The 24691-nt window shown below is 38.6% G+C and carries 28 protein-coding genes and 1 pseudogene; 15 read left to right on the top strand and 14 right to left on the bottom strand.

Annotated features, from left to right (window positions below; all coding sequences use genetic code 11):
• Window positions 1-56: 56 nt before the first annotated feature.
• The gene (locus RQ359_RS05850; RefSeq protein ID WP_457921260.1) at window positions 57-1490 is read right to left on the bottom strand and encodes a cytochrome ubiquinol oxidase subunit I; all 1434 of its coding nucleotides are present in this window, start codon (window positions 1488-1490) and stop codon (window positions 57-59) included.
• Between the two features lie 288 nt (window positions 1491-1778).
• On the opposite strand from RQ359_RS05850, the gene RQ359_RS05845 reads away from it, so the two are divergent.
• From RQ359_RS05845 to RQ359_RS05835, 3 genes are all read left to right on the top strand, one after another.
• Complete coding sequence (locus RQ359_RS05845; RefSeq protein WP_054838930.1) at window positions 1779-2246, top strand: hypothetical protein; 468 nt, start codon at window positions 1779-1781, stop codon at window positions 2244-2246.
• Complete coding sequence (locus RQ359_RS05840; protein ID WP_054838931.1) at window positions 2236-2535, top strand: hypothetical protein; 300 nt, start codon at window positions 2236-2238, stop codon at window positions 2533-2535. Before RQ359_RS05845 ends, RQ359_RS05840 begins: the two co-directional genes overlap by 11 nt.
• Before the next feature lie 268 nt (window positions 2536-2803).
• Complete coding sequence (locus RQ359_RS05835) at window positions 2804-3094, top strand: antibiotic biosynthesis monooxygenase family protein (RefSeq protein ID WP_054838932.1); 291 nt, start codon at window positions 2804-2806, stop codon at window positions 3092-3094.
• Between the two features lie 1124 nt (window positions 3095-4218).
• On the opposite strand, the gene RQ359_RS05830 is transcribed toward RQ359_RS05835, so the two are convergent.
• Window positions 4219-5337 (bottom strand): MFS transporter, encoded by a 1119-nt coding sequence (locus tag RQ359_RS05830; protein WP_054838933.1) that lies wholly within the window; start codon window positions 5335-5337, stop codon window positions 4219-4221.
• A 759-nt stretch (window positions 5338-6096) separates the two neighbouring features.
• Window positions 6097-7047: a coiled-coil domain-containing protein gene (locus RQ359_RS05825; protein WP_156017493.1), complete on the bottom strand. Its 951-nt coding sequence runs from the start codon at window positions 7045-7047 to the stop codon at window positions 6097-6099.
• A gap of 142 nt (window positions 7048-7189) precedes the next feature.
• On the opposite strand from RQ359_RS05825, the gene RQ359_RS05820 reads away from it, so the two are divergent.
• Together RQ359_RS05820 and RQ359_RS05815 are read left to right on the top strand one after the other, a co-directional pair.
• Window positions 7190-7822: a plastocyanin/azurin family copper-binding protein gene (locus tag RQ359_RS05820; RefSeq protein ID WP_156017496.1), complete on the top strand. Its 633-nt coding sequence runs from the start codon at window positions 7190-7192 to the stop codon at window positions 7820-7822.
• A 1-nt stretch (window position 7823) separates the two neighbouring features.
• Complete coding sequence (locus tag RQ359_RS05815) at window positions 7824-8135, top strand: hypothetical protein (protein ID WP_054838937.1); 312 nt, start codon at window positions 7824-7826, stop codon at window positions 8133-8135.
• A 1001-nt stretch (window positions 8136-9136) separates the two neighbouring features.
• Here the strand turns inward: RQ359_RS05815 and RQ359_RS05810 are convergent.
• The 3 genes from RQ359_RS05810 to RQ359_RS05800 form a co-directional block, all read right to left on the bottom strand.
• Complete coding sequence (locus tag RQ359_RS05810) at window positions 9137-9553, bottom strand: type II toxin-antitoxin system VapC family toxin (RefSeq protein WP_054838938.1); 417 nt, start codon at window positions 9551-9553, stop codon at window positions 9137-9139.
• Entirely contained in the window at window positions 9544-9798 is a 255-nt protein-coding gene (locus tag RQ359_RS05805; protein WP_156017502.1) for a VapB-type antitoxin, read from the bottom strand. Before RQ359_RS05805 ends, RQ359_RS05810 begins: the two co-directional genes overlap by 10 nt.
• Before the next feature lie 280 nt (window positions 9799-10078).
• Window positions 10079-10273 carry a hypothetical protein gene (locus tag RQ359_RS05800; RefSeq protein WP_157043028.1) on the bottom strand — a complete coding sequence of 65 codons (195 nt, stop codon included), beginning with the start codon at window positions 10271-10273 and terminating at the stop codon, window positions 10079-10081.
• Between the two features lie 104 nt (window positions 10274-10377).
• Between RQ359_RS05800 and RQ359_RS05795 the strand changes: the two genes are divergently transcribed.
• Window positions 10378-10515 carry a hypothetical protein gene (locus RQ359_RS05795; protein WP_457921259.1) on the top strand — a complete coding sequence of 46 codons (138 nt, stop codon included), beginning with the start codon at window positions 10378-10380 and terminating at the stop codon, window positions 10513-10515.
• Window positions 10516-11339: 824 nt separating this feature from the next.
• On the opposite strand, the gene RQ359_RS05790 is transcribed toward RQ359_RS05795, so the two are convergent.
• The gene (locus tag RQ359_RS05790; protein ID WP_457921258.1) at window positions 11340-11528 is read right to left on the bottom strand and encodes a hypothetical protein; all 189 of its coding nucleotides are present in this window, start codon (window positions 11526-11528) and stop codon (window positions 11340-11342) included.
• 446 nt (window positions 11529-11974) lie between these two features.
• On the opposite strand from RQ359_RS05790, the gene RQ359_RS05785 reads away from it, so the two are divergent.
• From RQ359_RS05785 to RQ359_RS05775, 3 genes are all read left to right on the top strand, one after another.
• Window positions 11975-12430 carry a PIN domain-containing protein gene (locus tag RQ359_RS05785; protein ID WP_420856783.1) on the top strand — a complete coding sequence of 152 codons (456 nt, stop codon included), beginning with the start codon at window positions 11975-11977 and terminating at the stop codon, window positions 12428-12430.
• A gap of 574 nt (window positions 12431-13004) precedes the next feature.
• Window positions 13005-13262 (top strand): antitoxin VapB family protein, encoded by a 258-nt coding sequence (locus RQ359_RS05780; protein ID WP_156017511.1) that lies wholly within the window; start codon window positions 13005-13007, stop codon window positions 13260-13262.
• Window positions 13228-13608 carry a type II toxin-antitoxin system VapC family toxin gene (locus RQ359_RS05775; RefSeq protein ID WP_054838942.1) on the top strand — a complete coding sequence of 127 codons (381 nt, stop codon included), beginning with the start codon at window positions 13228-13230 and terminating at the stop codon, window positions 13606-13608. Before RQ359_RS05780 ends, RQ359_RS05775 begins: the two co-directional genes overlap by 35 nt.
• A gap of 272 nt (window positions 13609-13880) precedes the next feature.
• On the opposite strand, the pseudogene RQ359_RS05770 reads toward RQ359_RS05775, so the two are convergent.
• The 4 genes and pseudogenes from RQ359_RS05770 to RQ359_RS05755 all read right to left on the bottom strand — a co-directional run bounded on the left by RQ359_RS05770 (window position 13881) and on the right by RQ359_RS05755 (window position 17012).
• Window positions 13881-14700, bottom strand: a pseudogene (locus tag RQ359_RS05770) (IS5/IS1182 family transposase).
• 489 nt (window positions 14701-15189) lie between these two features.
• Window positions 15190-15567 (bottom strand): type II toxin-antitoxin system VapC family toxin, encoded by a 378-nt coding sequence (locus RQ359_RS05765; RefSeq protein WP_338117001.1) that lies wholly within the window; start codon window positions 15565-15567, stop codon window positions 15190-15192.
• The gene (locus RQ359_RS05760; protein WP_156017516.1) at window positions 15548-15781 is read right to left on the bottom strand and encodes an AbrB/MazE/SpoVT family DNA-binding domain-containing protein; all 234 of its coding nucleotides are present in this window, start codon (window positions 15779-15781) and stop codon (window positions 15548-15550) included. The genes RQ359_RS05765 and RQ359_RS05760 overlap by 20 nt, the downstream gene beginning before the upstream one ends.
• Window positions 15782-16847: 1066 nt before the next feature.
• On the bottom strand, window positions 16848-17012 hold the full coding sequence (locus tag RQ359_RS05755) for a hypothetical protein (RefSeq protein ID WP_206338993.1): 165 nt from the start codon (window positions 17010-17012) through the stop codon (window positions 16848-16850).
• A gap of 110 nt (window positions 17013-17122) precedes the next feature.
• Here RQ359_RS05755 and RQ359_RS05750 point away from each other — a divergent pair, with 110 nt between their 5' ends.
• The 4 genes from RQ359_RS05750 (at window position 17123) to RQ359_RS05735 (ending at window position 18894) form a co-directional block, all read left to right on the top strand.
• The gene (locus tag RQ359_RS05750) at window positions 17123-17347 is read left to right on the top strand and encodes a type II toxin-antitoxin system CcdA family antitoxin (protein WP_054839090.1); all 225 of its coding nucleotides are present in this window, start codon (window positions 17123-17125) and stop codon (window positions 17345-17347) included.
• On the top strand, window positions 17337-17729 hold the full coding sequence (locus tag RQ359_RS05745) for a type II toxin-antitoxin system VapC family toxin (protein WP_054839091.1): 393 nt from the start codon (window positions 17337-17339) through the stop codon (window positions 17727-17729). Before RQ359_RS05750 ends, RQ359_RS05745 begins: the two co-directional genes overlap by 11 nt.
• Before the next feature lie 524 nt (window positions 17730-18253).
• Window positions 18254-18442, top strand: a complete 189-nt coding sequence (locus tag RQ359_RS05740; RefSeq protein ID WP_156017519.1) for a hypothetical protein — start codon at window positions 18254-18256, stop codon at window positions 18440-18442.
• Between the two features lie 158 nt (window positions 18443-18600).
• On the top strand, window positions 18601-18894 hold the full coding sequence (locus RQ359_RS05735) for a hypothetical protein (RefSeq protein WP_054839092.1): 294 nt from the start codon (window positions 18601-18603) through the stop codon (window positions 18892-18894).
• A gap of 754 nt (window positions 18895-19648) precedes the next feature.
• Here RQ359_RS05735 and csx1 read toward each other — a convergent pair.
• Window positions 19649-20923: a CRISPR-associated CARF protein Csx1 gene (gene csx1, locus RQ359_RS05730; RefSeq protein ID WP_054839093.1), complete on the bottom strand. Its 1275-nt coding sequence runs from the start codon at window positions 20921-20923 to the stop codon at window positions 19649-19651.
• Window positions 20924-21411: 488 nt separating this feature from the next.
• Between csx1 and RQ359_RS05725 the strand changes: the two genes are divergently transcribed.
• Window positions 21412-21582 (top strand): hypothetical protein, encoded by a 171-nt coding sequence (locus RQ359_RS05725; protein WP_156017525.1) that lies wholly within the window; start codon window positions 21412-21414, stop codon window positions 21580-21582.
• Between the two features lie 270 nt (window positions 21583-21852).
• On the opposite strand, the gene RQ359_RS05720 is transcribed toward RQ359_RS05725, so the two are convergent.
• Window positions 21853-22590, bottom strand: a complete 738-nt coding sequence (locus RQ359_RS05720) for a CorA family divalent cation transporter (RefSeq protein WP_338117002.1) — start codon at window positions 22588-22590, stop codon at window positions 21853-21855.
• A gap of 684 nt (window positions 22591-23274) precedes the next feature.
• Window positions 23275-23847, bottom strand: coding sequence for a hypothetical protein (locus RQ359_RS05715; RefSeq protein ID WP_240900194.1), 573 nt, complete (start codon window positions 23845-23847; stop codon window positions 23275-23277).
• Window positions 23848-23944: 97 nt separating this feature from the next.
• Here RQ359_RS05715 and RQ359_RS05710 point away from each other — a divergent pair, with 97 nt between their 5' ends.
• Window positions 23945-24607, top strand: a complete 663-nt coding sequence (locus RQ359_RS05710; RefSeq protein WP_054839095.1) for a DUF72 domain-containing protein — start codon at window positions 23945-23947, stop codon at window positions 24605-24607.
• Window positions 24608-24691: the final 84 nt, after the last annotated feature.

Here is a 24691-nt window from a genome sequence, read left to right as displayed (position 1 = left end):
CACCCTTATCCTTCATTTCTCCTTTATCCTCAACGGTACTCCCCTGTATAGACGTCCTAGGGGCCTGCAGTCTTTACGGATACATCCAATTCATTTTCGCTGATCTTAACGTCCTTGCTCACGTCCCTTCCCATGAACAACTTCCTTAGCATATAAAGAGTTCCCAACACTGCAAGAACTAGAGCTGCCATGATTGCTATTCCTATTGGCAGAACGTCGGGATTGTTGTTGAAACCCTGAGTGGTAAGCATTCCAGCTTGTATGGTATATAAACCGCTTGAGGTCTCCTCCATAGGTCCCCAGATGACGAAGGGTTGTCTTCCTGTCTCAGCTGCTACCCATCCAGACTCCCACGCTAAAAGTTGAAGCCATCCCACAACTAGTGCAACGTATAGAGGAAGCTTCTTCTCTAGCGGGTTGTCAAGACCAAGGAAGCCGAAAGCCTTCTTCATCCTGGGTAGCCTGAAGAACGTGAAAGACGCCAGAATCCAGAACACTAGGGCACCAACAATTCCAAGAGTTGCATGAAGGTCGTAAGCGTCATGAGATATCCACCATATTGGGTCCTGAACTGCTTTTACGAAGCTAGAGTAACCTAGCACTACAGCGTTTGGGTTCGGAGGCCAAGTGGACAATAGACTCAATACACCTGGTATGGAAATTGGACCCACAGTCATAGGAACTCCTGCACCGGTCTTCATAACTCCCTCAAGAGTAGCTAGCTTCAACGGTTGTTCGGAATAAAGTACCTTTCCAGCGTTGTCTCCACTCCAACCAAGGAGGAAAGCGTCAAGAGAAGCAAGGAAGAGTGAAAGCTTAAGTCCTCTATTGTAGTACTCGTTCTGGTCTCGATTTAGTTTACTGAAGAGCTTCCTGAAGGCGAAGTATCCCGTTAAACTGCCGAAGCCAACAAACCATGCGCCTGCTATTACCATTGGGACCTCGGCGCTTGCTGCAGGAGGCCACAGGGAAGCTATGGGATTCACATCGGTTATCTTCCCCGTAGTGACGAACTCCTCCACGTTGAAACCGTTAGGAGTATTCATCCATGAATTCACCAACACTATCAACACGGCTGACATGGTGGAACCAACTCCCACCATGAGCCCAAGTACCATGTGGGCAGTCCTGCTTAGTCTGTCCCATCCGTACAAGTAAAGCGACAGAAATATTACCTCTGAGAAGAAAGCCATTACCTCTATCTCGAAGGGTAGGATGTCGACTTCGTTCACAATGTACATCCATCTATACCAAACTGTTATGAACTCTACTGCGATTGCTGCGCCTGCTGCTGAACCGACAGCGAACAACACAGCCATGACCACGGAAAACCTCTTGGCTAGAGCCATGTAATAGGGATCGTTCCTCTTATAAGCTAAATACTCAGCAGTAACGATGAATATAGGCAAAGAGATAGCCCAGTAAGTGAACAGCATATGAGTTCCCATTGTGAATGCAGCCAGCACTCTATCGAACACGAATAAACCCATTTTCTTTCACCATCTCTAAATTTAGTAAAAATGAATTCGTCATTATAAACTTTTAAAATGATAACACGTTGAACTTGAAGGTAATTTATCCTGTATTAGTCCTACGTCTTTCTGAAAAATTTTTGATTAAGTATACAAAGATTATTTAATTCATTTCTTGAGGTGAGTTACCTTAATTAACTAGATAAAATTAAACTAGGAGATCAATATTATTTTTAATAGAAACCAAAATTTATAGAGAAGAAAGTAATAAAAATCTATAATGAGAAATAGTTATATGTTGTTGCAATGCAGGAGCTATGTTATCAGTTGAGAAGGGAGAAGATAGAGAAAGCCGGTTTGGTTATGTTGAACAGGGAAGAGTTCAGGAAAATAATGGAGAACGAGATTTTCATGAAGGTTTTGGCTGAGCCCGATTACAGGGAGCTTAACATAAGTAAGAGCTACTATTACTACGTCTTGGAGAGGCTTGGAAAGGACAAACTAGTGGAGGACGGGAAGGTGAACTTCAAGGTTGCTGTGTCTTACGAATTCGACTACAGAAATGAGATGTTGAAACTGGACCCATTGTACCTAATAGTGAGAAGAGACGTTGTCCACTTGGTTGACCTAAGGAGAGACTGCAGGATAGATTACGCTCTCCTTGCTGAGCTGGGTTTTTCAGAGGATAGAAGTCCCTCATTATGCAGAAAAGTTAGGAGAGCTCTATGCGAAGAGATAAAGCAATATTTCAAGGGTGCTATTCTTGCCTTCTAAACTGTGGATTGTTGGAGGTGCCATAGCCGGACTTGGCTATGTTGTAGCAATCTTCTACTTCCTCCTCTCTAAGAGGGAGCCATATAGATGGTTAGGTCTCACGTTCTTTCTGGGTCCAGTTGGCTCTGTAGTTAACTACTTGATGACAAGGAAGGATGAACGTGACATAGCCGTCACTTCCCTGTTCCTTCTCTACGGGTTCCTAATATGGATTGTTGTGGCTCTAATGATTGGGATCAACCCGTTCTATCAAGTGTGGGGATATGTTCACGGCTGGATAGGGATTTAATGAAATAAGAATCCAATCCCATTAAGTCTCTCTTGAGACTTCTTTGCAGCGAGGCACGAGGATCACCTATAACATCATTTCCCGAATTCACGTAATGAAAAATTAAGCATATAGACAAGATATATGTCAAGACGTGAAGATGGCACGAACTTCATCTTCCGTACTCTTTAATTTAATAAGTTAGAAATTATAAATTACTAAATAATGTTTATACTATGTTACAATCAATATAGAAAAATTTATAAACTTTAAGGAGATAACTCTTGTTATGATAAATGTAGGTCTTTATTATAGAGTAAAGAAAGGTCATGAAGAGGAATTTGAGAAGTCATTTCAAGGAGTCGTCAACTTCCTCAAGGGCTTTCACGGTTTCATTGACGCTAAACTTTACAAAAGGGTTGACGATCCTCAAGAGTACTTAATATACAGCGAGTGGGACTCCCTTGAGACGTTTAAGAAGTTCGTCTCAAGCAAGGAATACAAGGACACCACTGGATACGGTAAGTCTATACTGGAGGGTATACCTAAACATAGGATCCTGCAGGAGATAAACGGATAACTTTTTCGTCATGATTATCTTTACTTCTTTTCTCCTTAACTAATACTAACAATTTTTGATTCGATTAACATAATTCTGGTGTAAGCCCTTGTTCTCCACATATACCTTCATTCACTTTATAGAGACGTTTACCTACTAATTGAGAGTAATGTTTTACTCTAATCTTTACAGAGAAGGGGGGTTAAGGGGGCGGAAAGCCTCGCCCTTTAGGGCGGGGAGGAAGTCAGTTACTTGTTAATGCAAAACGTAAAACGAATAAGTTAACTCCTCTCTAAGTTGCCAAGGGCAGAGTTTTCATACCTTAAATTAATAATTTTAAGGTATTTCAAAGTTTTAATATTAATGTGTCAAAGAACTTTAACATGATGTAATGCCATAATAATAATTTCTCATGTGTATATGTGTATAAAAAATAATACTTTGAATACAGAAAAACTTGATCATAGTTGTATTACCTTAATGAATCATACTTCTACAAGTTTTCTCTCACGATATAGCCCTCGTCTGTATTCAAATGAATGAAAAAGCCTTGTTTTTGCACGTTCTAGAATTTGATGGATTTCCTCGACTTCTCTCTGTAGTTAAGTTAATTCTTTTCATGAGGATTTTCTCACATAGTAGAGGAACTTTCTTTCATCTAATGACCTTTGTAACCTTTCCTCAGAACTTCGGAGGTCTTAGTGTATCAATCAATTGACCGGTATACTTATACATTGAGTTACAGATAAAGAAACTAGCTGCCTTTCTTCTCTGCTTACATGAGGACAGTTAAAGTAAACAATAGAATGAATTTAGGTAATCTATTTCATAAGGCTTTTTGAAATGAAACTTCAACTCCACTTTTCTAAATCGATTTCATGTCTTTTAACGTAAGCCAGATACGAACCTTTTCATGATTGAATGGTTAAATTCTCGATACTATATTGCCCCTTAAATGAACATATAACGTGTGTACAGCAATCTCAATATTTTGCATTCGAAAAAAGCACATAAAAATACTATTAAGTGGAGTGTCACTTAGAGATTGATGACTTAATCGAAGACAGCGGAGGAGAGTAAAGAAAAAGGAAAGAAAGAAAGAAAAAGAGAAAAAATACATAAACATAGAGAAAAAGTATGTTCGCCTATAACCACCAAGCCAATGCCAGAGCCACTAACTGCATTACCGATATGACTAAGAATCCTTCCAGCGGGAATGACAGGAACACTAAGGTGAGCTCTGACGGAATCAACGCTACGCCTAAGTTACTTACAACGCTATACATGGAGGTGGCAAATCCACTGAGGGTAGGGTCCTTCACGTACTTGATTACGGACGATAGCGCTAACGACCAGAAGGCATTGCCGAAGAACCCGTAAAGAAAGTAAGATACAATTAAGACGAAATTTTCAGGTGCAAACAGTAGGGAGTAACTTATAACGATAGCGAACACGAAGGCTAGAAATGCGCTCAAGATCATCCCGCCTTTCACGAACTTCTTTATTTCAAAGATTGGTAATAGTACAGCTGCGCCGAGTCCCGATCCAACGAAGGAAAGGCCTCCTAAAAGGCCTCCAAAAGAAACCGCGTTAGGCACATGATGCACGTTCAAAAGAGTAGACGCAACTCCGCCGAAAAATACGGAGAACGTAGCTATTACTAACCCAACATACCAGTTCCTTACCATTAACGGAGAGAATGAACCTCTCAAGTTCCTGGTGTAGTTCTTAGGATAACCTCTGGTGAATACCAACACCAACGCTAAAGAGATCAGCGACAGCACAGTGGCAAATCCCAGATCGCCTTGCACACCGAAGGTAAGAAGTAGAGGAGAGATGAAGCTTCCAACCCCCATACCTATAAAGAGAATTCCCACGCTTAAACCGGTCACAGTTCTCTGGTTCTTGAAGGAAGATGCTACCGATCCCACGGGCGCTATTGCAAGGGGGTATCCCACAGCTGCCAACGTCTGCATGATAAGGAAGAGGAAGAAGTTGTGAAGGAAAAACAACCTCAAGGTAAGGCCTAAAAAGGTGAAAATGGATGACGCTATAAGCACATTCCTCACCGTGAACCTAGCCGAGATGTAACCTGCAAGTAGGCCTACCAAAACAACTGCATAACCGTAGATTGAGATCAGTAAAATAACTGAAGCGATGCTTACATAAAAATCAGCTGATAGGATGGGAACTAGGGGAGCAATTATGAACCAACCGAAACCTATTGTGAAGAGAAGAAACAAGTAAGGGAAAAGCTTTGGCATGAAAAGGAAAAAATAGATTTCGTCTTATAAAGTTTAGTGTTGAAGAGTGGAAAGCTTATGTAAAACTGAATGGTTTAAACGTGATCACCTTATTTAGTCGCAAGTTACGTTACGATGCACATATAGATAACAAAGGAAGCATTGAACAGATCTATTCGGAGAAAGTTTATTATTTATTGTGTAATAATAACGTAGAGAAATACGACATTAACATTAGGATGTTAAATATAGCTATCTTAGATGTTATGCTGGAAACTTTGTTTGATTGTACCAAAACTTGATGAGATGTCACAAGAATAATGTAAAGATATTGAAGATGTATTAACACAAGTAAACTACCCTCACCCTAAAGGACGTCAGTGAGAAGATGAAAAGGCAAAGATTGATGTTTTAGCGCCGAAGAGAATTCTTGAGAATAGATGTTATGCTAGAGGGCTTTATATAGAAACGAAATTATAAGGAAAGTTGAAAAGAGTGTTGGAGCCCTTTGACTCAAATTCGTGTTTTCTTCAAGGTTTGACCAAGAAAAAAAATGACGATATCTTATGGGCTCAATGTTAGTTAAGATATATAAACACATCTCCTTTTATTGTATATTTTTATTTATATCGTATTTTTCTTCCTCTCCTATTGTCTATACAAATTGAGGTAAAGGGAGAGCAAAGTCTGGTCTTTGAAGGTTTTCAAATACTATCAATTAAATCTTATATCATGTCAGTTATGCAAGAAAAGAGTATTCCAATATAATGTCTAAAACCCTCATTTCACTTCATAGGAGTAAATTATTTCAACTCCCTCTTTCTCTAGTATGTTCTTAATTTCCCTTTCTACGTAATTTGCCACAACAAAGGCTTTCACGGGCTTCATGAATTTAGCTTCCAATAGCTTCCTCCTAATGAGAATCTGTTCTATAACTCCTTCATCAGCGAAATTCTTGACCTCAAATATGTAGACGTGGTCGTTAGTCTCGTAAAAGTCTATTTCAAATGATTTGCCCTTCTCAATTAAGCCCATCTCATCAACCACATTGCCATGTCTAATTTTGCTAATATCAACATGGTGGAGCTTCAAAGCCTTCTTGTAAATGTTAAGTATAGTTTTCTCTAATCCTTTTCCTGCCCTGGAAGTAAAACTACCTATTTCCACGGATAGCTTCTTTTGTTCCTTCATTAGCCTAAGAATGGCTTTAGAATGCTTCTTAACTGCCTCTTGTAACGAGGCAATGGCTTCTCCTTGCTTCTTAACTGCCTCTTGTAACGAGGCAATGGCTTCTCCTTGCTTCTTAACTGCCTCTTGTAACGACTCTATTGCCTCGGTATGTTTATTGACGGTTTCTTGAAGAGACTTGACGGTCTCTTGTAACGAGGCAATGGCTTCTCCTTGCTTCTTAACTGCCTCTTGTAACGACTCTATTGCCTCGGTATGTTTATTGACGGTTTCTTGAAGAGACTTGACGGTCTCTTGTAACGAGGCAATGGCTTCTCCTTGCTTCTTAACTGCCTCTTGTAACGACTCTATTGCCTCGGTATGTTTATTGACGGTTTCTTGAAGAGACTTGACGGTTTCTTCAAGTGCCTTAATAGCGCTACTGTTCTCCTCTAATTTCTTTATTACGATTTCATCCTTCAGTTTATCGTAAACCTTATCTGCTAAGGCTGATATAAGCTCTGGATTCTTAAGGATCTCGTCAATTACCCTCTCTCCACTCATAGCTTAATATCTAAACCTTAGCTTAATAAAAAATTATGAGACTAAAAACATAAAACTTAACAACGTGAAATGGGACTATCCGTTAGCGCTTGGGGAAAAATAAATTATAAGCGTATTAATCTCGAACCACAATATTACCTTTATGAAACCGGTTTTCATTATTATGGTAATTGCTATAGTGCTAGGAGCCTTAGGCGCAAGTTATATCTTCTTCCAACACGAAGGCAACAATTATTCCCCAGGTTCCACCTACGGCACTTTAGTTCCCATCGATCAGGCAATCTCACTCATGAGATCTCCTCCTTCATACGCCCATGTATTTTCCAAGAATGACTCAATCGTGTTCACCTCCCATCAAATTGACCTTGTAGTCCTTACCATGGGACATAAGAGGGCTGAGAACCTAACTGGGATGAATGCAAGCGGTAACGTATTCGTAATCTATGGGTTGGTTAATCCTACGCTTATCATGCCTAGCAACGCTCAAATCCACGTGACGGTGATCAATCTTGACGCAGGAGATTATCACAACTTTGTTGTGACCTCTCAACCCCCGCCTTATCAGTATAACGTAATGATGGGAGGAATGCAGATGATGGGAGGAGGGAAAATGGATACTATGATGCCATATTTACCCCCAGCTGACTATAGCACCGAACAAGCTCATCAATATCAGTACACTTTCACGCTAAATCAAGGTGAATTCTGGTACATTTGTACATTTCCTGGACACGCAGAGAACGGGATGTACGGTGAAATCGTTGTAGGTGAATGAAATGGAGAATTATCAGATTCTGGGATTGGTAGGATCGCTTCTCTTGATCCTAACCTTCTTTATTCATCCCTTCTTCAACGGAATGATGGGTATGATGGGTGGCTTCGGCTACATGACCTTCTTCCCCATGTTCCTCGGGATTCCGGCTCTAGTCTTAGGAATTGTGGGTTCACTAATAGACAATAGAGAGGCAGGGGGAATATTGCTTCTGATTGCAGCATTCCTATCCCTTCCGGCGTTCTTCGGGTTCTTCGGAATATCATTCGTCCTCCTTCTTCTGGCTGGAATTTTTGCATTAACTAAGAGAAATTGATACCTCTCCTACATAACTCTTAATTTTGACGTTTAAATGATGAACTAGATTTTTGCGATCCATAAGACAATATTCTCCTGATAACCGTGAGCTAACCTAATTACAAAGGATATTAACTTCTTTACTGACATGTACAAGTTGCTGAAAGAATCAGCTATTTCTCTCTATTTATTAAATTTTAATCCTTCAATGTTTTACTTTATTTCTTCATTTTATTGTCTTCTTTATTTCTTTTCATGAGCCTTGAATAGAAGGGTTTCTAGACTCTGCTCTCTTCGAATTGACGTCTTTGTAACTCTTCTCATAGAGTAGAATTGGATTTTCACTCATTTTTTCTTCAATCTCTAGTAACCTACCTTATCTCAACTAAAAAAGGAGAGAAATCCTTTTATACTCTTTTTTTCATACTCTTATCGAGCCTTCCACTGGAACAAGTCAAACCCCTAGCCCACACGTAAACTTCGTCACTGCAAGGTTGTCCCTCGGTTTGACTCCTTGAGATTTTCACCCCTTATTTTGTCTAGATAACTGGTAGTTAACTATACCAAATATTACCCTTTTGAGGGCAATCCCTAACATAACGTGAACTCCACAGGAAGAGGGGGTTTTCTTAATCTCTTCAAGATTTGAAAGTAATACGCTCCTGAGGTATTCCCGGGGGTTTTCTGCAGTTTGGGCTATCCCGCAAGTGATAGAGAATAGAAGGGATAAAAACAGAAGAGGGAAAGAAAAAGATAGAATTCTTCATGAAGGGATTTTTACTTCTCTCTCACCGTCTTGACGCTTTATCTAAAAACTTTCCGTTTTCTTTTTTCCACCTTAGTCTCGTTATCTCCCTTGATAACATGAACTAATCACGTCAAAAATGATACATCAACTCCTGCTGGAGTCCATATATTAAACCGTTAATTTAGAATTTTAATGTAAATCCATAGACCCAACCCCTGAAGAAATTGAAGCTACCCATAAAGCACAATTTTAAACCTTGAACACTGTTGGACTCACGTTATTTTAAAGTCCTTTATATGTTTAACAAACTGTAATTCTTTAACTTTTCTGAGGAGCTTTTCGTCTGCAGTATATATAACGTCATTAAGTACCTTTCCTAACGCTATATACGCTGAGTCGTAGACTGTGATACCGTAAGCCGAGGAAAAGGAAATTGCTTCATCGATTATCTTCTCAAAATCGTGGAGACTAAATTGAAAATCCTTCAATATTTTTCCTATATCGCTCAGCTCTTTCTCCCCTAGATTATAGGTGTATTTCAGACCATTAATCACTTCAAAAGGGAGTATACAAGGGGCAGATAGGTCTATAGCTCCGTTTACGTAGGCTTCCTTCAACAATAAGGCCTCTTTGCTATGTTCCTCATTCACTAACCATTTTATCACTACCGAAGCATCGACTACTGCCAATTCCTGTCACGCCACTCCCTTATCGTCTCTTCGCTCTTCTTTCCACCATAGTTAGAGAAATACTCATAGGACTTGATTGAAGCTTCCTTTATCCTCCTGAGATCTTTCTTCCTGCCTTTCTTCCTCTCCTCTTCTTCGATTACTTCTTCAATTTTCATCCTTATTATCTCGCTCCAGTTGATGTAACTTAATTCGTCCATCTTCTTCTTTAAGTCGTTATTTATCCTAAAGCTGATGGTTGGCATTTATATCCTTTTATCATGTGTGTATATAAAAAGCTTTACTCTATTGTATTACATGTATTACGATAAGAGATCATCACGTTAAGAGAGCTTTAGGACCAAAAGTACACATGCAGAAGCACGTTAGAGATCTCGTAAAAAGAGATGGCGAGTATAAGGTCTGAAGATCTTATAGTAACAAGTTCATGCTTGGCTCTTCATTTTGATAGATCATAGAAATATTAAATTTTTTAAATTTCTCAATTATAATCGAAAATATATGGTCAGTTTTGTCAATTTTTATCTACCTATTCTCCCCAGGAGAGGAAAAAAGCGTTAAACATAAAGAAGTCAAGACAGCTGCACTGTTACCGCACGGTTTGTCTTCATCTGAAAACAAGCTCGGAACGCCCTGAATATTGTGGAATGCTCCCTCTCCCGTGTAGCTAAGTCCATTTAAGTCCTTCACGTTTATGCCCTCACTTTGAAGTTCAAGCAAGGATCTGCAACTATGACCACGCTGTACGAGCTGGTGACACTGGTTAAAGGAAGTACATGGAAATGATGAAACGAGGTCGCAAAGACAGGGTGATTGGATATATTATGTTCCTGAACGTAGTCATGAACGACGTTAAGGGATCATTGATAGAGATCACTGAGGCCGACGTTTTACAGTCAGTTCATATCGTCTTTGAAAGAGAGATCAGCGTCGGTGACGCTATAAAGCGTCACCGAGTCTAAAAGGAACGGGATGAAGATCATGAGTAATGACGAGAACTATGACAGAGTAAGCGACTTGGTAGGAATAATTAGACCTTCGACTTTCTGTTGATAAGGAGATTCTGTGGCACCTCAAGGACAATGTCTATTCCTCTTTTAGCGCTAGGTTCTGCTTTGTGAGCTTTTCTATTATTTCGGATGTTAAGCTCATTGTTACGTATCTAGTTTTCTGAATGAAACCCTTAAAAGACAGTTTCACGATGATTGGAGTTACCCACGAATGCTCCGAAAGGGCCAATCCCACGGCATGACTGGGGTTTCCAAGTAGGTGCGATTTGCCCCTTTACAAGGTAAAATTTGTGTGCCGGTGTAGATCTCAATCTTAGAGACATTCGACCCTTATTAAGGTGATCACATAATAGGTCCATACTCAGACAGTGGTATATGTTGCTAGAGTTGTAACTTTATTTAGCATGTTGTCTATTTTACAACAAGATATGGCAGGAGGACAAGGGATTTTCACATTTCCCTATTATGATTATCCTTAAAACTATAGCGATCATAAAGACTTCGTATTATTTAAGCTATCATTATTTATTATGTTAGATATAATCTCTTCTTAGATATATTTTTTTAAACAATTTATAAAAATCTTTTATATATTTTATATTGATGCCGTATTACGATCATGGGGAATACTCCTGAAACTTTCTGCTCGCGGGCTATATCATGTGAGTGAAGATTTTATAGGAATAAATTTTGAACAATTACTTGAAACTGCGGCTGATCTCCATCCAGTGGAGATGAAGTGTACTGGTAAACCTACAAGTATACTGGTTGATTAATTACTGCTTAAAATACTCGTTTCCTTCTCCAAGAAAAACGTCAACAAAAAAAGGTAATAAGGAGGTGACTTGGTATAGAATGGAAGCAAAGTGGATGAAAAGCAACAGCTTGTTTAAGGAATTGAGGTTGTGCGAAAAGCCTACTTGAGATGGAGCCGTAACTCTCAACCAGTGTGGAGGATGAGACAATTATTATCTCTGAGATGAATTGAGCTCGCCCTGAGACCGGAGATTCCTATCACGAATGAAGGTATTCTTAACTACGGGAAAGGAAGTTCCTCACTTTTGCTCTATTTCAAGCTGATGATGTGAAGATGAAGTTAACCCCCGAACACCACCACAAGCACGCTACACATGAGGGGTATGGAGATGACTTATAACGGGTTTACTATATACGTGGAATATAGTTTCCTACTTACCGTGTAAGATTACTGCGATATCGACTCCTTTTCGGCGACTATGACGGAAGATAGCTGAGAGTCTCCTTAATCCCATCAAGTCATTGATAAGTCAGAGGAGTTTTATATTAGCTCCATTAGTGTCTTTGAAGTGTTAATCTAAGAATCAGGGAATGCTATTTACTTTTTGTCAGCATTTAAAGTTCTACTTGTGGGTTAGGGACTCTATATGGATCTATACAAAAGAGACATGAGAAGAATGTAGGGTCTTTTGATGTGTTAATCTCAGCGCAAGCAATGAATAGAGGTTTAACCATTGTTACTAAGGACACTGACTTCTTAAGGGTAAGGGAGGAGCTTCATGACCTCAAGCTCATTATGCCAATGGATGCTCTTTTTCTTGCTACTAGTGTTAAAAACTCACTCAGTTATCCCTATGCCAAACAGAATAAGGGTATTGAAATGCTGGAATCCATTTTGAGATTTGGGCACTGTATAAGCATGGTTAGGAAACAAGGAGTGACCCTCCATAAACCTATTTCTTTGAACTCCTTGATATCTTTCAAGTTTAGTTCAAATCCTACCTCAGGGGATACAATAGTAATTAACGTTTCAAAGATACCATATAGATGCTCCATGGCTTCTCTCGAAGTCACCATGATTCTGGAAGAAATGATAAAGAAGCGTGGATAACAGTTCAAATCCCATCCGGACAAACTGCTCCTAACCTACCTGAAAGAAGTTTGGGAGAGCGCAGAGATACTCGTACCCCCTGACCTAAAGGTCGTGGATTATAAAAGACTAAAATCCTCGCCCTTTACGGTAGACTCAAAACCGTTTAGCTACATGTAATAACGCTCTATTATTAAAATCTCTATACTATCCTATGCATGCTGACTTCCTCCCCGCCCTAAAGGGCGAGGCTTTCCGCCCCCTTAACCCCCTTCTCTGTAAAATACCTTGAGAGAGAATGAGTCTATCTAAATTTTCTTGAAATAAAGGATTTCTTCCCTATTCCTACTAGAACTTGGAGCAAAATAAGAAAATCTTCATGAATTATGACATTCTCCTTTTAAATAATATATGGGTTGAAGTATTTAGATCATAGATTTTGCTTTAAATTTTTATTTGTTATTAAAGATTTACAAACTAGATTACCAAATCTATGGATATTTTAGTTTTGGGTTATTTTTAAGAAAAGATTTTGGACTTGGTAAGGGCTGGATAGCTCGCTAGGAAAAATAGTTACAAACTTATTACCTATAACATGTATACAGTATATAGGATGAAAACTATAATGGTAAGGGATGACGTATATAAGAAATTGCTTGAAATAAAAGGAGAAAAGAGCTTTAGCCAAATCATTGACGAGCTAATAGAAGAGTCCTTAAGTGTGAGGAGGAGAAAAATGGAGAGATACTTCGGTACTTTAGGGGAAGATGACGCTGAGGCGTGGTTAAGGGAGATAGGAAACATGAGGAAAAAAGCAGATGAAAGTATTAATAGAAAGTTCGGCCATCATTGAATACCTAAAGGGAAACAGGGAAGTCAAGGAAATCATTGATAAGTCAGAGGAGTTTTATATTAGCTCCATTAGTGTCTTTGAAGTGTTAATTGGAAGGATAGAGGAGAGGAAGGTTATGGACTTTCTATCGGCATTTAAAGTTCTAAATGTAAGCAAGAGGGATTCTATAATGGGATCAAGGATTTATAAAAGGCTCAGGGATAAGGGAAAGAATGTAGGGTCTTTTGATGTGTTAATCTCAGCGCAAGCAATGAATAGAGGTTTAACCATTGTTACTAAGGACACTGACTTCTTAAGGGTAAGGGAGGAGCTTCATGACCTCAATCTAGTCATGATCACTGGATGACTTTTTCCTCCCTAAATATCGAACTCAGTCATTATAATGGGATAATCGTAGAATGATATTAATAAAGTTAGGATCTTCTGTTGGTTAGGAATACAAGTACGTATTGGTAGGGTGGCTATGACTGTCGCGGAGTAAGGTCTTCCTTAATAAGTTTCCAAGGTTAATGGATTAAGATCGCTTAGTGTATCTCTTCACATTATTTCAAATAAATGATACAGTATAAATGGGTGTATTCAATAGATATTTCTGCTTCCTTTGGTTAGGTCCTGATTTCAGGCTCTGTCCACCACCAAGTCAGCGTTGTGGGTCATCCAAGCTTATAGCCTGACTGAGTATAGCCTCCTTAGTCTGACAGGGGAAGGACTTGGCTCTCACGGGTTCCCGAAGCTTTCACGGAGAAGAGAGACCCCACGGGACACCTAGATCCGTATCCCTTTCTCTCCGGCTGTCATAAACGTCCTGAACTCACGGATAGCCTTGTGGGTTCACCTCTACTGAAAGAGTTACTCCTGGGAGGGGTTCACATCCACTCCCGTCTGTAGACCTTATTAATGTCGTATGCCTTGTCGCCGTGAATTCGTCACGTGTTTACCCTTGTGCTGGAGTTCCTTCACTGCGTTGACTGCAGACTTCACCTCGTTGGTGATCTTCACTACCTTCAACTCACCTCTCTCCTATTACTTCCACCTTGAGGAAGCGTAAGTCCATGTCCTTCCCCCTACTACCACGTACTGCCCACCAATGAAGGTGCTGATCCCGATCCAGTCTGCGATCATCTCGACCTAGTCCTCAGCTTCCGGGAAGTGAGTACCCATGTCCTTAATCCTCATCCTGACTGTGGAGTAGTCGTTAGCGGGATGACCTGAGCTCAAGGACAACGAGGACTCTTCACTTCCCTGTAGGAAGCCATGGAGGAAGGCAAGGAAAGTGTTGAACTCCTTCGTCCTTGTAAAACTTCTTATCGTCCCTGTTCTCCTGCAGTAACTCCAGTCAGTGCAAATATGTGGAAGGGAAACATGAGAACTACATTATGACTACGTTCTCGTCGTACTTGCTCAAATCCCCGGTGCTCGGCGTGAAGAAAGACTTCACTTTGTCTGACCTCTCTCATGTCCAACACGTGATTAGACGTAGACAATAAACGATGATGCTTCTCTCATTTTAAAGAGTTAGGCAATTTTCAGTGTGGAGCTTAAGCCCTTCGTCTCCGACTCTCCGCTATTCGCTAGGTATATCTGGAAATTGAAAGCTCTGCCCTTTAACAAGTAGTTCACGAGAGTGTTAGGAATGGGGACCTCTTCCCCCGCGAGAATCCCAGTGGGTTTTAGTTCTCATCGTCTAGGCAGTTCTCTCTAGATAACACCAAGGCTGGAACCCCGCTTAACTTTATGTGTAGACAGGGAGGTGACGCTATCATACCTCAGCACCTCCTTACCATGGCTAGGGAAGAACGTTATTAACGTCACCAAAAAATATCTGAGAAGGGAGTAATGAAGTGATATCTTCCTCTCACAGGCCTTCCGCCCTTTACCCATTAAAATCATAGTTAACGGTTAGATCGAGTTTATACGCTTGATAAATTCACAAAGAAACTACTAGAACTTTTACCTCTTTTACGTCCTTGAGCTCATGGTCGCTAGTTACTGCAACTCCTTTAACATGTTTAGCTGATGCTAAAAGGAAAGAGTCCCCCAGAGAAAGGTTATACCTAATTTTTAACTTAGCAGAAGTAGTAATTATATCATCTTTATTTACATCAATCAGTTTAAAGGAGTTTCTTATGATACTGTATTTGAATAGTCCTTCTTTCCATCCTTTAGCTCTGGCGTAAGCATAAAGGAACTCTGTGAGATTTACAGAATTAACGTAAACTTCACTATTTTCTATTATCTCCTTCAGTTTCTCATTCCCATAGAAATATAGCATAATTGCCGATGCGTCAAGCATTACTTTTCTCACGTTCTTTTCTCCTCTCTTCCTCCAAAATTTTTAGAGCATCTATTGCACCTTTATCGCTTCCGAAATATTTTTCAATAGTCTGCATAGGAAATATATAAATACCTTTATCGTCGACTATAACGTTTACCTCGTCACCCTCTTTTATGTTGAACTTATCTCTAATCTCTTTGGGTATTACTATAATCCCCTTTTTATGAACTTTTAACCTATACATAGAGACATATCCTACACTACGACATTTAAGTTTAACTTTACGTAACGATAAGTTTAACAATACCTCTTATATTTATCTATGATTGTGTTCTTAAAGGGATATTGAAAATCCGGACCGTTTACGGCCCATCACGAATCCAGTTTATTTAAAGTGACGTAACAAATTTAATTAAACGTTGAAGCGTAGGCGAGGTAGAGGTTTACGTTCAGCAGTTTACTTTATTCGTAAAATATACTCGCAAAAGAAACTTGGACCGCCTTAATCCTCCTGAGTTATCTTCTTGTCCTAGTCGCTGTACAAAATGTGAATGTGTATGTCAAAGCTTTTCCTCGTCACCTTTCTAGAAGCACATGAACACAAGGCATCCGGGGAGAGGGACTTATATGGAAAGGGTTGGGCCTAAAACTGAGGCTCGATAATGTACAAGCACTTCCCTCAAAACGCCAGTAATTTCAATATTGAGGTGGGTGAAGGCGTCATTCACTGATAGAATCTCTTACTAAGGTGGATGAAATTGTTGGACAAGCTCCTTCAAGGTAGGAAGAGATGTAGGAATGCTGGTAGTTGAATTTTTTAAAATTATTTTAACATATATCTGTTTCCTTCTGCTAATAGGTCCATCCAGTGTTCGAAGATGTAGAAGGGGAACGTTAAACTTGTATATAGTCATTACGTCCTCGTCACGCTCCAATCTCTAGTGTACTTCTTTCCCGTAGGTAATACTTTATAATTGCTTAAAATTTTTGTATAATTCTGAAGCGACTTACAACGTAGATGAGTTAGTAAACCGTATATACTTTGTAACAAAGTAACAAAATAATGTCAGAAACAACAAGGGTATCAAAGGAAGTAAAACGGGAGTTGATTAAGATTATGGGTGAACTGTAGATAGAGAGAGGGGAGAAAGTAGACTTTAACGACGTAATAGAATTCTTACTTTCTCTTTATAGAAGGAAGAACCCAGAGATTTTAAGAAGTTTATATGATAAAGTAAGCTGTTGAGGGTAAACCCTACCTTGCCGATCTTATAATGTTCAATTAAATTCGTTACACTTCTTCAAGTGAACTACCACGCCCTTACGGACGGAGCTTCCTGCTTCACGCTTGAGGCTTGCCCATTAAGGGTAGAGGTCTCAGATCCACAAGCGCTGTCGTTCCAACCCCTACTCAGGATGTTGAGGGAAGCATTATAGTCACGGTCTAATAGTCCAACTACAATTAGGACAAACAAAAAATACGATAAGACAAAGTTAGATCCCTCTTAACATGAGTCATTTAGAATAGTGACATAAAGCGCATGCATACGGAACTCTTATATACGAAGATCTCGTATATGTATCCATGTCTGACGTAATTAGCGTGAGAGTAGCAAAGGAGATAAAGAAGAGAGCTGAGGAATTAGGAATCAACATTAGAAAAGTAGTGGAAAAGGCTTTGGAGGATGCGATAAGGGAAAAAGAAAAGGAAGAAATTAAAGAGACAGTAATGAAAATTAAAGAATTAATGTCAGACGTAAGTGAAGACGATTGGATAACAGATATTAGGGAGAGTAGAAATGAAAGATAAGGGGTTTCTTTTCGATGCCTCAGCTTTGTATCCACTCTTAAACTATGTAGACAAGATAGATCCTAGCAAAATTCACGTGCTTAGCCTGACTTTCTACGAGGTAGGTAATGCAATATGGAAGGAGCATTACCTACGTAAAAAGGTTAAAGACCCTATAGCCCTTGCGATGTTTTTTCATAAATTTTTGAGAAAATTTAATGTAATAGAAGACCCTCCTCTTGAAGAAGTGATGAAAACTGCAGTGGAAGGAGGTTTAACTTATTACGACGCGTCCTACCTTTATGCCGCTACATCTTTAGGACTTATTTTAGTGTCCAACGATAAGGACTTAATAGGAAAGATGAACACTATTTCTTTAGAAGATTTCATAAAATCTATATAGATTTACATAAGTTATCTCATGCCAGTTTTCACGTTAATTATAACTTAGTTATTTATTAAAGCTATTAATAAAAAATTCTTACTATACCTCCACTGGATAACATTGAAGTGGACATTCCTAAACTCCCTTATGAACGTGGAGAGCTCTACACTTAGACATAAGGAGATTGTGAGTCCATCAGCTTAAGCTTTGCCTTCCTACAACTTTTCTACCGCATGTGAGGTACTCTATTCTCTACTAAATGTCGAGGAAGTCACTTCCTGTTTTATGTGGATCTTCGATTTTTATCTAGGGTGATGCGTAACTTCTTTATATTATTATGTAATCTAGAATTTAACTCCAATAATTTGAATAGTATCTGAAAAATTCTGCTAATATACAAAATATCTAAGCCAAAACTGACATACATAAGATAAAAGGCTTAAAATTCTATCAATACAAATAAAGAAAGGGATTTTAGATATTGTATTTGAAAAGAGTAGAGTTTCTAACCGCTTGTTAATTAAAATATAGTCGTCTCATTCATGACAATAAATACAAGCAAGGCAATGAAGGAAATTGAGGAGGCTAAGTTGCCGAAGCAAAAAACTATACCGTGTACGCTGAATAACTCTATCCTCCTTCAGAAAGGGGAGTACGACCTTGCCTTAAAGAAAGCAGATCAAGTCGTGAAACTCTACAACAAAAAGACTATGAGTCTCGCTTCAGCGTAAACTCGAGAAGATTTTCATTCAATTGATAAAAATTAATTTAGTTTATCAAGTATATCTTTATATTATTTAATTTTTTTATTAAGTTTTTGGATTATATCTATTACTATGAATAGGGAAAGGTTTAATAATTGAGAAATCGAAAGATAATCAGTGATAAAATGTATGGAAGACTAGTACAAGAAGGAGGATACCAGATATTAAATAGCCTAAAAAATGGCCCAGTTAAAATATCTCAGTTAAAGGCTAACGTTCCATTGTACGGAGACGCGTTTGATTTCGTGTTAAGTCAGTTAATGATGAATGGATTAGTAAGAAGGTTCGAAAGGGACGGAGAAGATTACGTAGAGATCAGTGAAATGGGAAGAAACCTACCATACCAGGGATATGAAGCTTATCAAGGATATGGATACCACGGATGCGGTCACCATCACCATCATGGTCATTGGTGGTAAAACTACAAAAATATACATAATGTAACAGAAATCCAATTCATCGATTTTACTATGGAAAGTACTTTCTTTTCTTTTTCCCACTCTTTTTTATGATTATTTGTTTGATATCTTTTATATATAAGTGATTTTTTCCTTCTATTTAACCTAATGACACAGCCATCAATGGAATGGGTAGTTTACGTTGAGACTTTTCACATAAATAGTGAAAGCCGACCGCTAATTGAGACGCGAAGATGTAACTCCTATTAAAAAGCTAGACTTAGATAAAGTGCAAAGAAGAAGGAGAAAGAGCTTTTCTCCATTTTAACAAAATCGGAGAAAAAGAGAAACGAGAAGAAATTCTATATCTCTTTTTCCATACTTTGCATCTTGACGAAAGTTCCAAAGGGAGAGTGTTTTTATCTTAACGGAGGTTAAGGGGGACGGAAGACCATCACCGTGAGGATAGATAGCCCCCTTATAAAGTGTTTAAATATGAGCTCACGAGAAACCATATCAATGATAGTCACCGAGGGGTAAGCGTCACTTAGATGCCTTGGTTAAAGCGGAGGTCAATGTAGTACGTTTCTGCCCCATCCGAAGGCCCTTAGTGGGCATCAGCAGGACTGGGGTCGAATGGTAGATCGGAGACCGGAACCGCCATCACTGTGGGGCTCCGCCTTCTACCCCTCTTGGGGCAAGGTAGGACCATGAAGCAGGAAGCCCCCGTCCTGACGGGGGTAGCTCACCGAATTATCATTTTCAATTATTAAGGTCATCCGAGGAAAGATTTCACCTTTCCCAGCATATCCCTGGAGTACCTAACTCTTACCGCTCGATCTCTCCTTACCTCTGTGAATCCTCCCGGAAGTCCAGCGTGGGCATAGAAAGTTCTTTCGTCCGGATTATCCTTAGTATTGAGGATCTTGCTGAGGGGAGTCCAATTCTCACGGTCAACTTTTTGTAGTGAGTGTAGCTCATTATTTATTATTGTAAACAGTAATGGTTGACTCTTGCAGTAAATTTCAGATAACTTCTGGATCTCATCTATTGAAACTCCGTCATCAAGGTTCTGCTGGTTGGGGAAACCGTGTAGCTTCTTAAGCATGTTCGCTACAACGTAAGACTGGAACGTCTCTGTGAATGATAGTCTCTGAATCACGGTCAATGGATTTACGCTATTCACGACAATGTTACTCTCGAACAAGTCCACGGCTTTCTTCACACACAATTCGAAATCATCATTGAAATAGAAGGCTGAGAGCAGGGATCCCCTATTCAACGAGTTCACGAAATGTTTGCTTTCTACCTTAGGTAGTCCATCATTTACTTGTTCACCCCTTACTTGATCGTATACTCCCTTCTTTTCCATGTCGGGAATAACAGAGGAAGGACGGAGGGACTTAACACATCCCTCACCCACCGGATAGGAAAATGACGGCTTAACGTCTAGATTCATTACTTCGTTGATGTTTAAAATAGGAGTTTCCATAAACCATAGCGGAAAGGGATCTGAGTTTACCACCCGCATCCTCACAGAAAATTTCGTTGACATAACGTCTGCAACTAGACTAACTGCGTCAAACGTGAGATATCCCATGTAATTAATTCCGTGAGTTAGATCAAGAACGATCTCTATGTCATCGTTGTCCATTCCCTTAACGTGATCCAAGAAGATGTTAGCCAGAGAATGAAGGGTATATCCATAGAAGTTGTATATATCACCCTTGTAAAAGGCATTGGGAGAGCCTTTCTTATCGTACTCCGATACCACTCCGGGAGAAACGATGATTTGATAATCGTCCAGTTGCAGACTTTCTTTCATGGTTTCTAAGGAGAGATCCTGCAGATCCTTCATTGAAACATCCTTAGATAATGTTCTCTTCTCATGAGCTAGGGTAAACTGTCCTATCAACACACTAACATCAGGCTTCTCCAATTCCTTGACCAGCGAAGAGGAGAAATTTGATTTCTTCTCGGCACCTTTATAGACATATTTAACATTCTTATATCCAGAAGGTTTACCTACTATGCTAATCAGAAATTTCATGAATGAATTAAGTTATTGATACATTAAAAAGAGTTTCTATTTGACGAAAAATAGCAATTGCATGTATATACACAGGAAATTAAATAATTTTTTTAAAAAAAATAAACTACAAACAAAAATCATCCACAAGTTTATGCTAGTCTTACCTGAAAATGTGCTCTCATTAGTTGAACAGAGAGCAAATTACCTCAACCATTTCTGAGGGGTCTCCTTTGTTAGAAGATAAAAAAAAGCCTCTTGAACGTAAGATAGCTGAGAATAGAATTCCGTTAAAATTATCATCTATGTTCCTGAAAAATACATAGCAGGAACTAACCTTGAATGAACTGATGTTAAGAAGATAGTTAACAACTATCATATTTTTTACATATTCCCTTGCAGGTATTAACAAGTACTTCTGGAGCGATAAGGAAGCGATTGATGTGCTTCGCATACTGGAGGAATAGAGGAGAAAAGAACGTGAAAGCAATACTTGATCTATCAATCACTTGAGGAGGCTTGTTAAGAAGGGACTAGTTAAAGAAGGAAACTATCTTTCTCTTACAGAAAAAGGAACTGAGGTAGCAATGAAAGTAGAAAAACTTTACCAAATAGCCTCAATTATAAAGGACCTGAAAAAGGAAATAAGAAAATTAATGAAAGTTGAGGATAGCAGATAGAGAAGGTTTAACACATATGAAGAATTTTTTCTTTTGGTGTTAACTCGACACACATTTTTAATGCGAAGATATAAAAATATCATATTAATCTAAATATATACATATTGTATTATAATAATATATTTTATACATAAAAATATTATAAATTTATACAGCTTTTCGCTTATGACGTGAAGAAACAAAAACATGATGCAATTTCACGTTAGCTTTTCTTGTTTTTTATTTACTGTCAAAATCGCTTCTGATGTTGATGGAGCCGAGAGAACCGTCTCATAACCAATTTATCTTCTTCAAATAAACGAGTAGAACCACGCCCAGGATCAACAGAGGGGTGAGGAAATATAAAGTGTCCAAAGAGTCTAGACTGGATGGAAGGGAAGAATAGGACACGGCATATAAGCTTGCGATAGCAGTAATGGGAAGGAAGATGAAGGATATTGAGGTCAACTTCTTGATTATCACGTTTAATTCATTTTGGACTGCTGTAAGGTAAATATTGTACAAGTCGCCAGACCTAGTGATCAGAATCTCAGCCCTCTCGTACGCGAATGCCACGTCGTCCAACGTGTCCTTGGTCACGAACTTGTAGAGCTTTTTCGCCACATAATACAAGGAAGATGAGTCAGAGTAAACAGTTTGGATGCTCTTCCTTAGACTCTCTATTTCCTTTAGATCCTTCACCTTGCCCTCCGTTATTCTATCGAAGAGTTGGTCGAAGCTTTCAAAGAGCTTGGTTCTCTTAACCCCTAGGTAGAACACAATCTCATCAATTATCCCATTAACCAAGGAGGAAGGCTCACAACTGTCCCAATCTGTGTCCTTCAATAGATCGTAGAGCTCTTGGTCATAAACGGTAAGTTGACCGTCAGAAACAGATAGATAGTGGGGCTTTCCCTCTAAGTCCACCCTAATTAAGATATGATCTGAGAAAATCACCCTGTAAATGTTAAGCTCCTCCAAAGGTAGCTTTTCCCTGTCTGCAGAGTTCAAGGTTAATTTACATTTCACGATGTGAAGATTTAAGGTGAAGATAAAAAGCTAGTGGGTTGCTTTAATTTTATAGAAAAAACATTCCTTACTTATTGGGGAAAAAGTTAATGGTTTCCTTTTAAATCTCGCCAATATGAAGAAAGTTTAAAGCAAGTAAATAGATTTTAATATAAATATTTTAATATAAATAAAATCTGATGATATCACGTTATCTACCTAGAATCTGACTTTGACAAAATATAACTCTTCTTGATCTCTTTCCTGTCCACTTCGTCGTCCACATTAATCACATAAATCGCTTCCTTATCTTTCTAGTCAATTTTCTAACTAAAGCTCTCCTTTTTCCATTATACTCTTTCTCATTCCTGAAATTAGAGAACTCATCGAAAACTTTTACAGTCCTAATGAAATTTATCATTCTTTTGTAATCTAATCTATATTCTTTATCGAGATAAATTAAAGAAAATTTTCACTTATTAATAAATATTATTCTATTTCTTCTATATTGATTAATATCACTACATATAATATATAAAAACTATCCAGCTACCTGGTTTGCCATTTAGGTGTTTAGTTCTATTTGAATTAATTGTTAATAGAAAGAAAAATTTGTATGATTTGCGTATATTCATTTTTACTATTTTTATGAAAATTTAGTTAATTATTGTATAAATTTTAATATAAAATTTTATGAAATTCGTTTTAACATCTTTCTACTATCTTAGGTAAGTAAAGTAGACCTTCTCCAACTCTAACAAACTCTATTACTCCCAGTCTGTAAATATGATGATCTTTAAGTATCATGATCCATACGACAGGAATTTCTGTTATATTAAAGCCTCGGCTTAGTATAACGCCATGTCCATTAGAGACTACTGCTATACTAGCGCTGATCTTAAAGGTTTCGTTTTCACCATACACTGTTGCGTTCAAAAGCTCTACTGCACCATATGGCATATGAGTAGGTGATAACGATGGTGGAAGATAAGTACAAGGGTTTGCTCCTAAGGGAATTGCTCCCGTGGCAAGAAAAATGTTTCCTAAATAACCAGGGACGTTAACTTTAATGTAAAAACATAAATAAAGAGATTGAGATTTAATACTATCTATATAAACGCTAGGTGTTGTAATACTTACACTAAAATTCTCTCTCATCTCTTTCACACTAGGCGGAAATATATATGAAGATATGTATGAAATATTAATCCAAACCAGCGAAGCTATAATAACAATGAATATCAGAAGGCCAAGATATGTTAATTTTCTTGTAGCCATAATTTACTAGCCTTAAATTTTAAATTTAAGATTTTTCCTTAGTAATGCTGAAAACGAATCAAAATACGTTTTTACCTCTATTGTTTTCTCTTCAATAATGGAGATTTACGTAGGAACTTCGGGATGGTCTTATCCCTGGAATCCAAAGAGATCGATGAAATGGTACGTAGAGCAGGGTTTTAATGCTGTGGAGCTAAACTATAGCTTCTATAGATTTCCCTCTTCTAAACAAGTTGAGACGTGGAGTAAGTACTCCCTTAGATGGTCGGTGAAGGTCAACAAGATAATAACTCATGTAAAGAGGTTGACTGATGTAGAGGCTTGGAGGAACTTCAGGAAGATAATGGAGCCATTAAGACCTGATTTTTACCTCTTTCAAATGCCTCCTTCCTTCAAAGCAAGCGACGAGAACGTGAGAAGAGTGGAGCAGTTCGCTAAAGAGATTCAGGACAGAATGGTGATTGAGTTCAGGGATCCGGAGTGGTTCTCTCTGGATGTGGGAGTGAATGTGGTATCCTTGGACTCTCCCATAGGGATTTTCTTAATAAGGGGCAAGATCATTTACCTGAGAATGCACGGAAGGGGAAAGGTATGGTATGATTATCATTACGGAAAGAAGGAGATGGAGGAAGATCTTGAAAAGCTGATAGAGATGAAGCCACAAGTGATTTACGTGTTCTTCAACAACACTAATATGCTTCAAGACGCATTGACGTTCAGGGAATTAGTAAAGGAGAAGGTGGGCGACGCTAGGAAGTGAAGGAATAATAAAGAGAAGGAGAAAATCGTGGTTGAGAGTTAAACCATTAGAAACGCTTGTCTTAGCCTAACATGCTTTTCCTTG

Source organism: Sulfuracidifex metallicus DSM 6482 = JCM 9184 (assembly GCA_032834875.1).
In the GTDB taxonomy this organism is placed as follows: Archaea; Thermoproteota; Thermoprotei_A; order Sulfolobales; family Sulfolobaceae; genus Sulfuracidifex; species Sulfuracidifex metallicus.
This window is presented reverse-complemented; position numbering and strand designations above follow the sequence as displayed.

Coding starts and splice junctions, on each gene's coding strand:
- RQ359_RS05780 (WP_156017511.1), top strand. CDS start 13,005: ATGTATACAGTATATAGGATGAAAACTATAATGGTAAGGGATGACGTA.
- RQ359_RS05845 (WP_054838930.1), top strand. CDS start 1,779: ATGCAGGAGCTATGTTATCAGTTGAGAAGGGAGAAGATAGAGAAAGCC.
- RQ359_RS05740 (WP_156017519.1), top strand. CDS start 18,254: ATGACAATAAATACAAGCAAGGCAATGAAGGAAATTGAGGAGGCTAAG.
- RQ359_RS05815 (WP_054838937.1), top strand. CDS start 7,824: ATGGAGAATTATCAGATTCTGGGATTGGTAGGATCGCTTCTCTTGATC.
- RQ359_RS05835 (WP_054838932.1), top strand. CDS start 2,804: ATGATAAATGTAGGTCTTTATTATAGAGTAAAGAAAGGTCATGAAGAG.
- RQ359_RS05710 (WP_054839095.1), top strand. CDS start 23,945: ATGGAGATTTACGTAGGAACTTCGGGATGGTCTTATCCCTGGAATCCA.
- RQ359_RS05825 (WP_156017493.1), bottom strand. CDS start 7,047: ATGAGTGGAGAGAGGGTAATTGACGAGATCCTTAAGAATCCAGAGCTT.
- RQ359_RS05735 (WP_054839092.1), top strand. CDS start 18,601: ATGTATGGAAGACTAGTACAAGAAGGAGGATACCAGATATTAAATAGC.
- RQ359_RS05750 (WP_054839090.1), top strand. CDS start 17,123: ATGTCTGACGTAATTAGCGTGAGAGTAGCAAAGGAGATAAAGAAGAGA.
- RQ359_RS05745 (WP_054839091.1), top strand. CDS start 17,337: ATGAAAGATAAGGGGTTTCTTTTCGATGCCTCAGCTTTGTATCCACTC.
- RQ359_RS05805 (WP_156017502.1), bottom strand. CDS start 9,798: ATGCCAACCATCAGCTTTAGGATAAATAACGACTTAAAGAAGAAGATG.
- RQ359_RS05715 (WP_240900194.1), bottom strand. CDS start 23,847: ATGGCTACAAGAAAATTAACATATCTTGGCCTTCTGATATTCATTGTT.
- csx1 (WP_054839093.1), bottom strand. CDS start 20,923: ATGAAATTTCTGATTAGCATAGTAGGTAAACCTTCTGGATATAAGAAT.
- RQ359_RS05795 (WP_457921259.1), top strand. CDS start 10,378: ATGTTCCTGAACGTAGTCATGAACGACGTTAAGGGATCATTGATAGAG.
- RQ359_RS05760 (WP_156017516.1), bottom strand. CDS start 15,781: ATGTATAGGTTAAAAGTTCATAAAAAGGGGATTATAGTAATACCCAAA.
- RQ359_RS05820 (WP_156017496.1), top strand. CDS start 7,190: ATGAAACCGGTTTTCATTATTATGGTAATTGCTATAGTGCTAGGAGCC.
- RQ359_RS05830 (WP_054838933.1), bottom strand. CDS start 5,337: ATGCCAAAGCTTTTCCCTTACTTGTTTCTTCTCTTCACAATAGGTTTC.
- RQ359_RS05775 (WP_054838942.1), top strand. CDS start 13,228: ATGAAAGTATTAATAGAAAGTTCGGCCATCATTGAATACCTAAAGGGA.
- RQ359_RS05850 (WP_457921260.1), bottom strand. CDS start 1,490: ATGGGTTTATTCGTGTTCGATAGAGTGCTGGCTGCATTCACAATGGGA.